The 12676-nt window shown below is 70.1% G+C and carries 13 protein-coding genes; 8 read left to right on the top strand and 5 right to left on the bottom strand.

Annotated elements, in window-relative coordinates; genetic code table 11:
• Window positions 1-114: 114 nt before the first annotated feature.
• The gene (locus Phou_RS46720; protein WP_173070674.1) at window positions 115-732 is read left to right on the top strand and encodes an NYN domain-containing protein; all 618 of its coding nucleotides are present in this window, start codon (window positions 115-117) and stop codon (window positions 730-732) included.
• Here the strand turns inward: Phou_RS46720 and Phou_RS46715 are convergent.
• Window positions 717-1352, bottom strand: coding sequence for a phosphatase PAP2 family protein (locus Phou_RS46715; protein ID WP_173070672.1), 636 nt, complete (start codon window positions 1350-1352; stop codon window positions 717-719). The genes Phou_RS46720 and Phou_RS46715 overlap by 16 nt on opposite strands.
• A gap of 43 nt (window positions 1353-1395) precedes the next feature.
• On the opposite strand from Phou_RS46715, the gene Phou_RS46710 reads away from it, so the two are divergent.
• The 6 genes from Phou_RS46710 (at window position 1396) to Phou_RS46685 (ending at window position 7805) form a co-directional block, all read left to right on the top strand.
• Window positions 1396-2595, top strand: a complete 1200-nt coding sequence (locus tag Phou_RS46710; protein WP_173070670.1) for a PucR family transcriptional regulator — start codon at window positions 1396-1398, stop codon at window positions 2593-2595.
• Between the two features lie 113 nt (window positions 2596-2708).
• Complete coding sequence (locus Phou_RS46705) at window positions 2709-3878, top strand: acyltransferase domain-containing protein (protein ID WP_173070668.1); 1170 nt, start codon at window positions 2709-2711, stop codon at window positions 3876-3878.
• Window positions 3878-4822, top strand: coding sequence for a beta-ketoacyl-ACP synthase III (locus Phou_RS46700; protein ID WP_173070666.1), 945 nt, complete (start codon window positions 3878-3880; stop codon window positions 4820-4822). The genes Phou_RS46705 and Phou_RS46700 overlap by 1 nt, the downstream gene beginning before the upstream one ends.
• Before the next feature lie 80 nt (window positions 4823-4902).
• On the top strand, window positions 4903-5142 hold the full coding sequence (locus tag Phou_RS46695; RefSeq protein WP_173038887.1) for an acyl carrier protein: 240 nt from the start codon (window positions 4903-4905) through the stop codon (window positions 5140-5142).
• Window positions 5143-5144: 2 nt separating this feature from the next.
• Window positions 5145-6368 carry a beta-ketoacyl-[acyl-carrier-protein] synthase family protein gene (locus tag Phou_RS46690; RefSeq protein WP_173070664.1) on the top strand — a complete coding sequence of 408 codons (1224 nt, stop codon included), beginning with the start codon at window positions 5145-5147 and terminating at the stop codon, window positions 6366-6368.
• A 48-nt stretch (window positions 6369-6416) separates the two neighbouring features.
• Window positions 6417-7805 (top strand): acyl-CoA carboxylase subunit beta, encoded by a 1389-nt coding sequence (locus Phou_RS46685; protein ID WP_173071513.1) that lies wholly within the window; start codon window positions 6417-6419, stop codon window positions 7803-7805.
• Between the two features lie 283 nt (window positions 7806-8088).
• Here Phou_RS46685 and Phou_RS46680 read toward each other — a convergent pair whose 3' ends face one another.
• The 4 genes from Phou_RS46680 to Phou_RS46665 form a co-directional block, all read right to left on the bottom strand.
• Complete coding sequence (locus Phou_RS46680; protein WP_173070662.1) at window positions 8089-8937, bottom strand: ABC transporter permease; 849 nt, start codon at window positions 8935-8937, stop codon at window positions 8089-8091.
• Window positions 8934-9953: an ATP-binding cassette domain-containing protein gene (locus tag Phou_RS46675; protein WP_218579612.1), complete on the bottom strand. Its 1020-nt coding sequence runs from the start codon at window positions 9951-9953 to the stop codon at window positions 8934-8936. The genes Phou_RS46680 and Phou_RS46675 overlap by 4 nt, the downstream gene beginning before the upstream one ends.
• Entirely contained in the window at window positions 9943-10461 is a 519-nt protein-coding gene (locus Phou_RS46670; RefSeq protein ID WP_246274698.1) for an NADPH-dependent FMN reductase, read from the bottom strand. Before Phou_RS46670 ends, Phou_RS46675 begins: the two co-directional genes overlap by 11 nt.
• A 66-nt stretch (window positions 10462-10527) precedes the next feature.
• A complete protein-coding gene (locus Phou_RS46665) occupies window positions 10528-11631 on the bottom strand; it encodes a LysR family transcriptional regulator (RefSeq protein WP_173070660.1) in 1104 nt (367 codons plus the stop codon).
• A gap of 399 nt (window positions 11632-12030) precedes the next feature.
• Here Phou_RS46665 and Phou_RS46660 point away from each other — a divergent pair, with 399 nt between their 5' ends.
• Entirely contained in the window at window positions 12031-12483 is a 453-nt protein-coding gene (locus Phou_RS46660) for a hypothetical protein (RefSeq protein WP_173070658.1), read from the top strand.
• Window positions 12484-12676 lie beyond the last annotated feature (193 nt).

The raw sequence follows: 12676 nt of genomic DNA, 5'->3' as shown, positions 1-12676 counted from the left end.
GGATACACGACTTGACGACCAGGCTGACCTGCGCTATAAAGGACGCAATGTTCCCCGCCATCTTGGCTTCTGCCCGGATTGGCGGGGATTATTCTTCACCGACGGAGCGATCCCGTGACAGATCGCGTGATGCTCTTCGTCGACTACCAAAACGTCTACCACAGCGCTCGTGACTGCTTCCATCCCGAGCCGTTCGCCCACCACGTCGCCGGGCAGGTCAGCCCGCTCGCTCTGGGCAGGCACATCGTCACGACGAGCCCGTTTGATCGCGATCTGGTGGGCGTCCGGGTCTACCGGGGCATGCCAGAGGCGACCCGTGACAGCCGCGGAAATGCCGCGTGCATGCGGCAGATCGAGGCTTGGTCGAGCGACCCGCTGGTAACGGTGGTCACCAGGGCGCTCCGGTACCCGCGAGGCTGGCCAGACCGTTGTCAGCCGGGAGAGAAGCCGCAGGAAAAGGGCGTCGACGTCGCGTTGGCGGTAGATTTCGGCTGGCTAGCATTGGAAGACCAATACGACGTCGGCGTGCTTGTGTCGACCGACACCGACCTTAAACCCGTGCTCGAGAAAGTCGCGATCCTCACGGATAAGCGTGTGGAGGTTGCCGCTTGGAGCGGTCAACGACGATACAGCCGACGACTCGCTATCGACAGCAAGTCGCTCTGGTGTCATTGGTTGGACCGTAAGGTGTACGAGCAGGTTTGCGACCCGACCGACTATTCGCGGCCGTAATTCGCGCGGCGGCCCTCGACCGCGCGCGCCGCCAGCGGCACAACCGCCAATGCCAGCAGCCACCCGCCCAGCACGTCCGCCGGCCAGTGGGCCAGCAGGATCACCCGCGTCGCACCGACGAAGACCGCGAGCGCCGCCGCGGCGGTCACCACCAGCGCGCGGCCTCGGCGGGCCAGGTGTGGCCAGAGCAGCAGCACCGCGACCAGCGCCGCCGACGCCGCGTGTGAGGTGTGGCCGCTGGGAAAGCCGTTGCTGTCGACGAAGACGAAGCCTTCCGGCGGGCGGGGGCGGTGCAGGCCCCAGTGCATCAGGCCCCACAGCACCGGGATCAGCGCGGTGACCCACGCGCACAGGTACGCCTCCCGGCGGTGGCGGCGCAGCAGCAGGCCCACGGTCGCGACCACGCCAGCGGCCACGAAGGGGATCGTCGCGGCGATGTCGGTGGCGACGCGGATGACGTCGATAAGCCCGGGCCGGCTCGTGCCGTACTCCCGCAGGCGGTCACTCACGGCGACGTCGAGGCGGTCGAGCGGGCCCCAGCCGCCGACCACGAGGGCCATGAGCGCTAAAAACGCGACCAGCGCCGCGAGCGGCACGGCCAGCGGAGGGCGGGCGATCATCCCGGCCATAGTGGCACGGACCCCAGCATGACAGTCTGGTGACGTGCCATCTGGGAGCGACGACGGCGCCGCGCTGAGCGAGACCGTCCGGCGGATCGAGCGATCGGCCGGCTCCCTCGCGACCGCGAGCGTGGCCCGGATGGACGAGACGCTCCCCTGGTTTCGCGAGTTGCCGGCCGACCAGCGGGCCTGGGTCATGCTTGTCGCCCAGGCGGGCGTGCGGTCGCTCGTCGAGTGGCTGCGCCGGGACGGGCGGCGGCCCACCCAGGACCTGGCCGACGAGATCTTCGATGCGGCGCCGACCGCGCTGGCGCGTTCGATCTCGCTGCAGCAGACGGTGGCGCTGGTCAAGGTGACCATCGACGTGGCCGAGGAGCAGGTGCCGCACCTGGCGGTACCCGGTGAGGAGACCGCCCTCCACGAAGCCGTGCTGCGCTTCTCCCGCGAGGTGGCGTTCTCAGCCGCGCGGGTTTACGCACGCGCGGCGGAGTCGCGCGGCACCTGGGACGCGCGACTGCAGGCGCTGCTGGTCGACGCGCTGCTGCGGGGCGACTCCTCGGACGTGCTGGCCAGCAGGGCGGCCGCGCTGGGCTGGGCCGACGCGCCGCCGGTGGCGGTAGCGGTGGGGCGCTCGCCGGGCGGCGACGCGACCGCGGTGCTGCACACCGTGTACCGGGCGGCCCGCCGGATCGGCGTGGAGATCATCGGTGGCGTGCACGGCGACCGGCTGGTACTCGTGCTCGGTGGCGCCAGCGACCCCCTCGCCGCCACCGAAAAGCTGCTCGTCGGCTTCGGCGCCGGCCCGGTCGTCGTCGGCCCCGCCGTCGCCACCCTGGACGAGGCGACCGAGTCGGCGCGGGCCGCGCTGGCGGGCTTCCGCGCGGCGCCCGGCTGGCCGGACGCACCCCGCCCCGTGGCCGCCAGTGACCTGCTGCCCGAGCGCGCGCTCGCCGGCGACATCGAGGCACGGCGGCGGCTGCGCCAGGACGTGTACGGTGGCCTGGCCCGCGCCAGCGGCGAACTGCTGGAGACGCTCGACGCGTTCTTCGCCTCGGGAGGGGTTTTGGAAGGCGCCGCTCGGGCACTATTTGTCCACCCGAACACCGTGCGTTACCGGCTCCGCCGGGTCGCCGACGTCACCGGACTGTCGCCGTTGACCCCGCGGGACGCCTTTGCGCTGCGAGTGGCGCTGACGATCGGACGGCTGGACCCCCAGACGCCTGTGACACAAGGCACAAGCTGAACGATTATTAGGGCGCCACCAGCGATCTTTGTAGAGTCTCCACAAAGTCCGTAGTGCGGTTTGGTGCATGCCAGCACACACCTGACCCGCGAGTATCAAGGAAAGTCTTAGTCGTGCTCGCCGTACTGTCGCCCGGACAGGGCTCCCAGAAGCCCGGCTTCCTGACCCCCTGGCTCGACCTGCCAGGTGCTGAGGCGCGCCTGCGGTGGTGGTCAGCCCTCGCGGGCGTCGATCTTGTGCACCTGGGCACCGCGGCCGACGCCGACGAGATCAGGGACACCGCGCGCACCCAGCCGCTGCTGGTCGCAGCCGCCCTGCTCGCGGCCGAGCACCTCCCGCTGTACGACGTCTCCGTCGTGGCCGGCCACAGCGTCGGCGAGGTGGGCGCGGCCGCGCTCGGCGGGGTGCTTTCGCCGGAGGCGGCGATCACGTTCGCCGGTGTGCGTGGCCGCGAGATGGCCGCCGCGTGTGCGCTCGAGCCGACGGGCATGGCGGCCGTGCTCGGCGGGGACGCCGAGGAGGTCGTCGCGGCGATCGAGGCGCAGGGCCTGTACCCGGCCAACCGCAACGGCGCCGGCCAGATCGTCGCTGCCGGCGCGATCGACAAGCTGGAGAAGCTGGCCGCCGACCGGCCGGGCGGCGGTCGGGTCCGCGCGCTGCAGGTGGCCGGGGCGTTCCACACGCCGTTCATGGCGCCGGCCGAGAGGGCGCTCGCCGCGGTGGCCGCCGGCATCACGCCGTCCGACCCGAGCAAGATCGTGCTTTCCAACCTGGACGGCGCCGCCGTCAACCACGGCCGCGAGCTGCTGCAGCGGCTGGTGCGGCAGGTCACCGCGCCGGTGCGCTGGGACCTGTGCATGCGCACGCTCGCCGATCTCGGTGTCACCGCGGTGATCGAGCTCGCACCGGCCGGTACCCTCGCCGGGTTGATCAAGCGGGAGCTGGCCGCCACCGGCGTTCCGGAGATCGTCACCCTCAACACCCCCGACGACCTGCCCAAGGCGCGCGACGTGATCGCCCGCCACGGTGTCGCGCCCGACCACGAGCCAACCCCCCAGTTTCGGGTCGTGGTCTCCGCCAGCGCCGGCACCTTCGAGCCCGCCGCCGGCCTCGCCGAGGGCGACGACATCACAGCCGGCCAGGTGATCGGCCACGTCGCGACCCGCCAGGGTGCCGTCGAGGTGGCCGCCCACGAGGGCGGTGTGCTGACGGAGTGGCTCGCGCACCACGATGACCCGGTCGCCCCGGGCCAGCCCCTCGCCCGCATCGGAGGACATCTCTAATGGCCGGTTCTCGCATCCTTTCGATGGGCCACTACCAGCCCTCCCGCCTCGTCACCAACGACGATCTCGCCGCCATCGTGGACACCAACGACGAGTGGATCCGTGACCGGGTCGGCATCGCCACCCGCCGGATCGCCGAGGGTGAGACGGTCGCCGACATGGCCGCCGCCGCCGCGGGCAAGGCGCTGGCCGCGTCCGGGCTCACCGCATCCGACATCGACATGGTCGTGGTGGCCACCTGTTCCTCGATCGACCGCTGCCCCAACGTGGCCAGCCGGGTGGCCAACAAGCTCGGCATCTCCGCACCGGCCGCCATGGACGTCAACACCGCGTGCTCCGGCTTCTCGTACGCGCTGGGCACCGCCGACCACGCGATCCGCGCCGGCGCCGCGCGCAACGCGATCGTGATCGGTTCCGAGAAGCTCTCCGACATCACCGACTGGAGCGACCGTTCGACCTGCGTGCTCTTCGGCGACGCGGCCGGCGCGGCGGTGGTCACCGCGGCGCCGGACGGCGAGGAGCCGGGCATCGGGCCGGTGGTGTGGGGCTCGGCGCCGGAAAAGGGCGACGTACTCAAGATCGAGGGCTGGCAGCCCTACATCCAGCAGGAGGGCCAGACCGTCTTCCGCTGGGCCACCACGATGCTCGCGCCGCTCGCGCTGCAGGCCTGCGAGCGGGCCGGGGTGGCGCCGGAGGACATCGCGGCCTTCGTGCCACACCAGGCAAACACCAGGATCATCGACGGTATCGTCAAGCGCCTCGGCATCCCCAACGCGGTGATCGCAAAGGACATCGTCGAGTCTGGCAACACCTCGGCGGCGAGTGTGCCGCTGGCCCTGTCGAAGCTGATCGAGCGGCGCGAGGTGCCTTCCGGCGCCCCGGTCCTGCTCTTCGGCTTCGGTGGCGGCCTCACCTACGCCGGACAGGTCATCCGCTGTCCGTGAGCGCGCCCCCAGCCGGTGGCGTCAACGGCGAGAGCCAGCTCCATCAAAGATCCCAATTGCACGAGAGGAAACCAATCCCCATGACCCGTGACGAGATCATCGCCGGCCTCGCCGAGATCCTCGAAGAGGTGGCCGGGGTCAACCCGGACGACGTGGCCGAAGAGAAGTCGTTCACCGACGAGCTCGACGTGGACTCGCTCTCGATGGTCGAGGTCGTGGTCGCTGCCGAGGAGAAGTTCGGCGTCAAGATCCCTGACAACGAGGTACAGAACCTGAAGACCGTCGGCGACGCGGTCTCCTACATCGAGAGCAACGCCTGACCATGCCAAAAACAGACGTCGTCGTCACCGGGCTCGGCGCGACCACCCCGTTGGGCGGGGACGTCGCGTCCACCTGGGACGCAATGCTTGCCGGCCGCTCCGGGGTGGGTCCGCTCACCCAGGAGTGGGCGCAAACCCTTCCCGTACGGATCGCGGCGCAGCTCGCCGTCGAGCCGACCGAAAAGATCGAGCGGGTCAAGATGCGCCGGCTCGACCGGTCCGAGGCGGTCGCGCTGATCGCCGCGCACGAGGCGTGGGCCGACTCCGGCCTCGCCGACTCCGGGCTGGACAAGGAGCGGCTCGCGGTCAGCGTCGGCACCGGTATCGGCGGTGCGATGACGCTGCTCGCACAGGACGACATCCTGGAGGCCTCCGGCCCGCGCAAGGTGTCGCCGCACACCGTGCCGATGCTCATGCCCAACGGCCCGGCCGCCTGGGTCGGCTTGGAGCTGGGCGCCAAGGCCGGCGTGCACTCGGTCGCCAGCGCCTGTGCCACCGGCGCGGAAGCGATCTCACTGGGCCTCGACATCATCCGCTCCGGCCGCGCCGACGTGGTGGTGGCCGGTGGCACCGAGGCGGTCGTACATTCGCTGCCGATCGCCGGGTTTGCCTCCATGCGCGCCATGTCGGTGCGCAACGACGACCCCGAGCGGGCCTCCCGCCCCTGGGACAAGGGGCGCGACGGCTTCGTCCTCGGCGAGGGCGCCGGCGTCGTGGTCCTGGAACGGGCCGAGCACGCCGAGGCCCGCGGCGCCAGGGTGTACGCGCGCCTCGCCGGCGCCGGCATCACCTCGGACGGGTTCGACATCGTGCAGCCCGACCCGGAGGGCGCGGGCTTCGTGCGTGCCGTCCGCAAGGCGCTCGCCGACGCCGACCTGACGGGCAGGGACGTGGTGCACGTCAACGCGCACGCCACCTCCACGCCCACCGGTGACATGGTCGAGGTCGCCGGCCTGCGGGCCGCGATCGGCGATCACGTGGTGCTGACCTCCACGAAGTCGATGACCGGCCACCTGCTGGGCGCGGCCGGCGCGGTGGAGACCATCGCCACGATCCTCGCCATCCGCGACGGGGTAATCCCGCCGACGATCAACCTCGACGACCCCGAAGACGGCCTCCTCGACGTGCCGGCGCACAAGGCCCGCCACGTCGACGTGCCCGTCGCGCTGAACAACTCGTTCGGCTTCGGCGGTCACAACGTCGCGCTGCTCTTCACCCGTCCCTGAGGGAGGACCGTCGTGACCGCCACGTCCGTCGCCGCCGATTCGTCCACTGTGGATCACCGTGACCCCGAGGTACGCCTCCGCGCGCTCTTCGACACCGGTTCACTGCGGCTGATGGCGCCGCGCGACGACTCCGGTGTGCTGTGGGCGCGGGGCGAGATCGAGGGCACGCCCGCGGTCGCGTACGCCAGCGACGGCACACGGATGGGCGGCGCGATGGGCAGCGAGGGCTGCCGTCACATCGTCGACGCGATCGACGCGGCGGTCCGCGAGCGGGTGCCGGTGCTCGGGCTGTGGCACTCGGGCGGTGCCCGCCTCGCCGAGGGCGTGGTCGCGCTCGACGCGGTCGGCCAGGTCTTCGCCGCGATGGTGCGGGCCTCCGGCCGGGTACCGCAGATCTCGGTCGTGCTCGGCCCGGCGGCCGGTGGCGCGGCCTACGGGCCGGCGCTGACCGACATCGTGGTGATGGCCGGTGCCGGCCGCATCTTCGTGACCGGCCCGGAGGTCGTGCGGTCGGTGACCGGCGAGCAGGTCGACATGGAGCGCCTGGGCGGCCCCGAGCCGCACGGGCGGCGTTCCGGCGTGGTGCACGTGACCACAAAGGACGACGAGTCGGCACTCGCCGAGGCGCGCAAGCTTGCCCACCTGCTGGGCCACCAGGGCCGCCTCAGCCCCGCCGACGTGCCGGTCGGCGACGTCGAGGGCCACGACATGGCGGCCGCGATGCCGGCCGAGGCAAACCGCGCGTACGACGTGAAGCCGGTCGTCAAGGCCCTGCTCGACGGCCCGGCGGTGGAGCTGCACGCCCGCTGGGCGCCGAACATCGTGACGACGCTGGGCCGCTTCGCCGGCCGTACCGTCGGGGTCATCGCCAACAACCCGCTCCGCCTGGGTGGCTGCCTCGACTCGGCGGCTGCGGAAAAGGCGGCCCGCTTCGTGCGCATGTGCGACGCGCTCGGCGTCCCCCTGATCGTGCTGGTCGACGTGCCCGGCTACCTGCCCGGCCTCGGCCAGGAGTGGGACGGCGTGGTGCGGCGCGGGGCCAAGCTGCTGCACGCGTTCGCCGAGGCGGTGGTGCCGCGGGTGACGCTGGTGACCCGCAAGGCGTACGGCGGCGCGTACATCGCGATGAACTCCCGCTCCCTGGGCGCGAGCGCGGTCTTCGCCTGGCCGAACGCGGAGCTCGCGGTCATGGGCGCCTCCGCCGCGGTCAACATCCTGCACCGCAAGAAGCTCGCCGCCGCGCCGCTTGACGAACGCGAGGCGCTGCGCACCGAGCTCGTCGAGGAACAGACCCGTGTCGCCGGTGGGGTGGGACGCGCCCTGGAGATCGGCGTCGTCGACGACGTGATCAAGCCGGCCGAGACCCGCCGCCGCATCGCGGAGGCGCTCGCCGCCGCACCAGCGGCCCGCGGCGCCCACGGCAACATCCCGCTCTAGACCGGGCCACCGCAGCGGCCCAAAACCAAGAAACGGTGAGCTACCGCGACGTTCGTCGTGGTCCAGACCGTTGCTCCCGCGGCCTCACCCTCCGCGCCTGGTCACGGTCGGCCCCAGCGCCGACCGGCCGTCCCGGCCCGAGAACGAGGTCGGCCCTCCCCCGTTGATCAGGGACTTGGTGGGCGTGTCTGCCGGCGTGTCCACCCACGAAGTCCCTGATCAACCCCTGCTGCCAAGCCGGTTCCAGGGCCTGCGTCCGAAGGCGCGGGCCCTGGAAGACGGGTCAGCGGCGGTTGTAGAGGCGCATGGTCAGCGTGCCGAACACGACTGTGAAGAGGGCGCCCGAGACCAGCACCCAGGTCATGTCGGTGGTGTCCCAGCCGCCGTCCATCAGCGTGCGCACCGCGCCGACCAGGTGTGAGATCGGGTTGACGTCGACGAACGCCTGCAGCCAACCGGGCATCGTGCTCGGGTCGACGAAGACGTTGCTGAGGAAGGTCAGCGGAAACAGGACCATCATGCTGACGCCCATCACCGACTTCTCCGTGCGCAGCAGCAGGCCGAACATCGTCCAGATCCAGGAGAACGCGAACGAGAACGCCACCAGCACGCCGATCCCGGCCGCCACGCCGAGCACGCCGCCGTCCGGGCGGAAGCCGAGGATCAGGCCGACGCCGAGGATCACCAGCGAGGCCACGGTGTACCGGAAGGCGTCGCCGAGCAGGTAGCCGACCATAGTGGACGGTCGCCAGATCGGCAGCGTGCGGAAGCGGTCGAAGACGCCCTTGGTGATGTCTGTGTTGACCGCGACGCCGGTGTACATCGTGATCATGACGACGCTCATCACCATGATGCCGGGCAGCAGGAACTGCAGGTACTCGGTTGTCGAGCCGGCCAGCGCACCGCCGAACAGGTACGTGAACATCAGCGTCATCATGATCGGGAAGGCGGTCACGTCGAAGAGCTGCTCGGGCACGTGCTTGATCTTCAGCATCGCCCGCCACCCGAACGTGATCGACGCGGACAGCCACGTCGGCCGCTTCGGCGCCTCGTCCGGCGCGAGCACGGCCTGCAGCGTCTCCGGCGAGAACGTGTACGTGGCCTCCTGGGTCTCGACCGTCGCGGTGCTCATGCGTTCGTCTCCTCGTTGTCCACAGTGGCGGGTCGGTCGGTCAGGGCCAGGAACACCTCGTCGAGGCTGGGCTGGCCGAGAGAGAAGTCGTCCACCGTGATGCCCGCCTCGGCGAGCGCGGTGAGCGCGGCGGCCGCCTGCTCGGCGGTGCGCCGGTCGCTGTCGCCGTTGCCGTTGCCGGACACCCGCGCGGTGAGCGCGACGGGGTCCGCCTCGAGCACCACGTGGCCGCCGAGGCAGCGGGACAGTACCCACTCCGCCTCGGTGCGCTGGCCTGGATCGCGCAGCCGCACGTGCACCGCGCCCGCGCCCACCGACGACTTCAGCTCGCCCGGAGTGCCCTCGGCGATCACCTTGCCCCGGTCGATGACCGCGATGCGGCTGGCGAGGCGGTCGGCCTCGTCCAAGTACTGCGTGGTCAGCAGCACCGTCGTGCCGTGCGAGACGACGGCGCGCACGATGTCCCACACCTGGTTGCGGCTGCGCGGGTCGAGGCCGGTGGTCGGTTCGTCGAGGAAGAGCAGCTTCGGGGTGTTGAGGATGCTGGCCGCGATGTCGAGCCGCCGCCGCATGCCGCCGGAGTAGTTCTTGACCTGCCGCCCGGCCGCCTCGGTCAGCCCGAACGCCTCCAGCAGCTGGCCGGACCGCCGCCGCGCGGCCCGCTTGTCGTAGCCGAGGAGGCGGCCCAGCAGGATCAGGTTCTCCGTGCCGGTCAGGTCCTCGTCGACCGAGGCGTACTGGCCGGTCAGGCTGACCCTCCGGCGTACCTGGTCGGGTTCACGCAGCACGTCGTGGCCGAACACGCGCGCATCACCCCCGTCCGGCCGCAGCAGGGTGGCGAGCATGCGCACGGCGGTGGTCTTGCCGGCACCGTTCGGGCCGAGCACGCCGTACACGCTGCCGGCGGGCACGGCAAGGTCGATGCCGTCCACCGCACGGGTCTTGCCGAACACCTTGACCAGTCCCCTGGTCTCGATCGCCAACGCACTCACGATGTCCTCCGTTTCATGCCACATATGGGCGTGCGGCGCGCGCCTCCCGCAGCGCGAGGCCCCACCAGGCGAGCTGGTCGAGCATGGCGGCGACCGCATGGTCGTCCTCGTCGAGCTGGTCGTGCATCAGGTCGAGCCGCACGGCGTCGCGCATGGTGACGGCGTGCAGCTCGCAGAAGACCGGGCGGAGCTGTTCCACGGCGCAGAGACCGTCGGACCGGTGCCCGTACGACACGAAGCCGACCGGCTTCGCCCGCCACTCGTCGTAGGCGTAGTCGATCGCCTGCTTGAGCGAGGCCGGAAAGCTCCGGTTGTACTCGGGCGTCACCACGACGAACGCCTCCGCGAGCCCGACCTCCGCGGCGAACGCGGTGACCTGCGGCGTCGGCGTCTTGGGGTACCGGGCCGGCAGCTCGTAGTCGAGCAGGTCGAGCACGCGCAGCTCGATGCCGTCCCGCCCAGCCGCCCGCGACACGAACCACCGCGCGATCCGGTCGCCGACCCGGCCTTCCCGGGTGCTCCCGACGATCACAGCGATCCGCAGCGGCTCCACACCCAGAAGGCGCGAGGTCCGCGTCTCGCGCCCGCTAGATCCGATCTAGCGGCGAGCTTTGCCGCCCGCGCCGTCCTGCCGCGGGACGGGACGCCGGAGCGGTGCGCCGCCGAGCCCGTCGTGGCCGGGTATCTGGTCGAGTTGCGCCACCGCGTCCTGCAAAGCGCCCACGATCTTGGCCAACTTGGCCCGGTTGCCGAGCCGCACGGTGACGCACACGTCCATCTGGAGCAGATGCCTGGCGTTGGCAGAGTCGCGGTAGTAGATCGGCACCCACTTGAACCGGTCGGCGTTGCGCCCGCCGAACTCCATGCCGTCTTTGAAAGGGAACGCCACGTCCGAGGGCACCACCACCACGCGCTTGTCGACGCGACCGCGGCTGTTTTCGTGGCGCAGGCGCATGACGCTGGTCGCCGTCTCGTAGCTCTCCGCGGCGACCCTCTGGTCGAGGCCAGGGTCGACGTCCGCCGCCCATTTCTGGATGGCGTCCTCCAAAAGGCGCCGCGACCGCATGTCCGCTGGGGGAACGAGCATCCGGTGCTTCTTCACAAGATCGATGAGCGACATTTCGGACTCCGGATGGTCCACACTCACCATCGCCTCCAGCTGCGCCTGGTAAAGGATGGTCGACTGGAACTTCTTGACCTCCTTCACCGGCGGGCCAATGATCAGCTGGTACACGTCGTTGCCGAGCATCTCGACTGCCTTGTGAAATTGACCTTCGCCACGTTGGTCCTGCGGAAGGTACTCGACGAGGATCTTCTCGGTCTCGGCCGGCGGCTCGTGGTAAAGACGATCCTCCGCCTTCGCGACAAAGATGGTGTGCAGCGGAAGGCAGGCGAGTCGGGGCAGATCGGAGTTGGCCGCTTCGCCACGCATGACCCGATACTGGGCGACGATCTTCCGCGCCGCCACGAGAAACTCCTGCCCGCGCTCGGTCGTGTAGAGCCGCCGGTTGCCATCGCGCTCGAGCAGCGTCTGGCCGGCCCAACGCTCGATTTTCGCCAGCGTCTTTACGACGGTCTGCCGACCGTAGGTCTCGCCACGGATGGCCTTCAATCGGTTGGCCGCCGCCGCGGTGCCGCCAGTCTCCGCGACGGCGATGAAAACCTGGCATTCCCATTCGTCTGGCGCCACGGAGAACGTCATTGGCATAACCTATGGGTAGTCAGGTGGCTACGAGAAGTGCCTAGCTTGAACTTGACTCTTTCTGGAGCCTCAAGCTTCCGCGGGGATAGCGCAATTACAGTCAGCAACCTACGGCTGCGTGCGCCACCAAGAACAACTTTGAAAGCCAACTATGATCTGCGTCACAGTTGGTGGGCGCATATGGCCAGGAATGCCGGCTTTGACTCGTCCGAAATGACGAGGCGCTGCACCCTACGTGGCTAATCGATCAACTGAACGCTCAACCGCGCATCCGGCAGTTGCGCATGTGCCAATCACGAGCTGTCACGATCTTGAGCCTCACGGGCTAGAAATGACGCGGTCGAGTCCGCGTCACCGGACTCGACCGCAACACATCGGTCCACTAGCGAGGAGCCCGACATGTTCTTCCGCCACCGTACGCCCGAGCCGTGGCACCTACCCACTCCCTTCCGAGATTCGGCCGGAGGGCGGATCACATTCCCGCTGAACCGTCCGGGTCTGTACACCATCCCCTTTCTCGTCGGCCTTGGAAATGTGGCCAATTGGCTGTTGTCCGAGATGGGGCTTCAGTATCACGTGGTCGTCAGGGCGGTGACGTACATCGCGTGCGTCCTCGGTGCGATCGCTGCGAGCGAGCTGGCACAGCGTCCCTCACACGGCGACCGCATCGCACGGGCCTGCGGCAGCACCGTCGTGATGGCGGGTTGCCTCTTGGTCGACGCCTCACCGTCGCGCGACCCGCTGCTGCTCATCACGATCGGCACGGTGGTGCTCCTGACGCTGCTCGGCGAAGCCGGGTTTCAGGTGTCCCGCCGGTTCCACCCGGTCGGCGACCCGGAAGGCGGGCGGTGACGGTGGACAGCCATCTTCAGTCCGCGGTGGCCGAATTGCACACGGCCCGCCTCCGCCTCCAATGCGCGCTGGTCGCGGTGCGGCGTGCGATGGAGGCAGGTGAGTCGGCCGACGGGAGCTTGCGGGTAATCGACGCCGAACTGCGCGGCACCACCGAGGAGGCAGCGGTCTTCGGCGTACTCCTCGATCAGAT

Source organism: Phytohabitans houttuyneae, assembly GCF_011764425.1.
Classification (GTDB): domain Bacteria; phylum Actinomycetota; class Actinomycetes; order Mycobacteriales; family Micromonosporaceae; genus Phytohabitans; species Phytohabitans houttuyneae.
The sequence above is the reverse complement of the archived record's forward strand: the minus strand, read 5'-3'. Positions and strand labels throughout refer to the sequence as shown.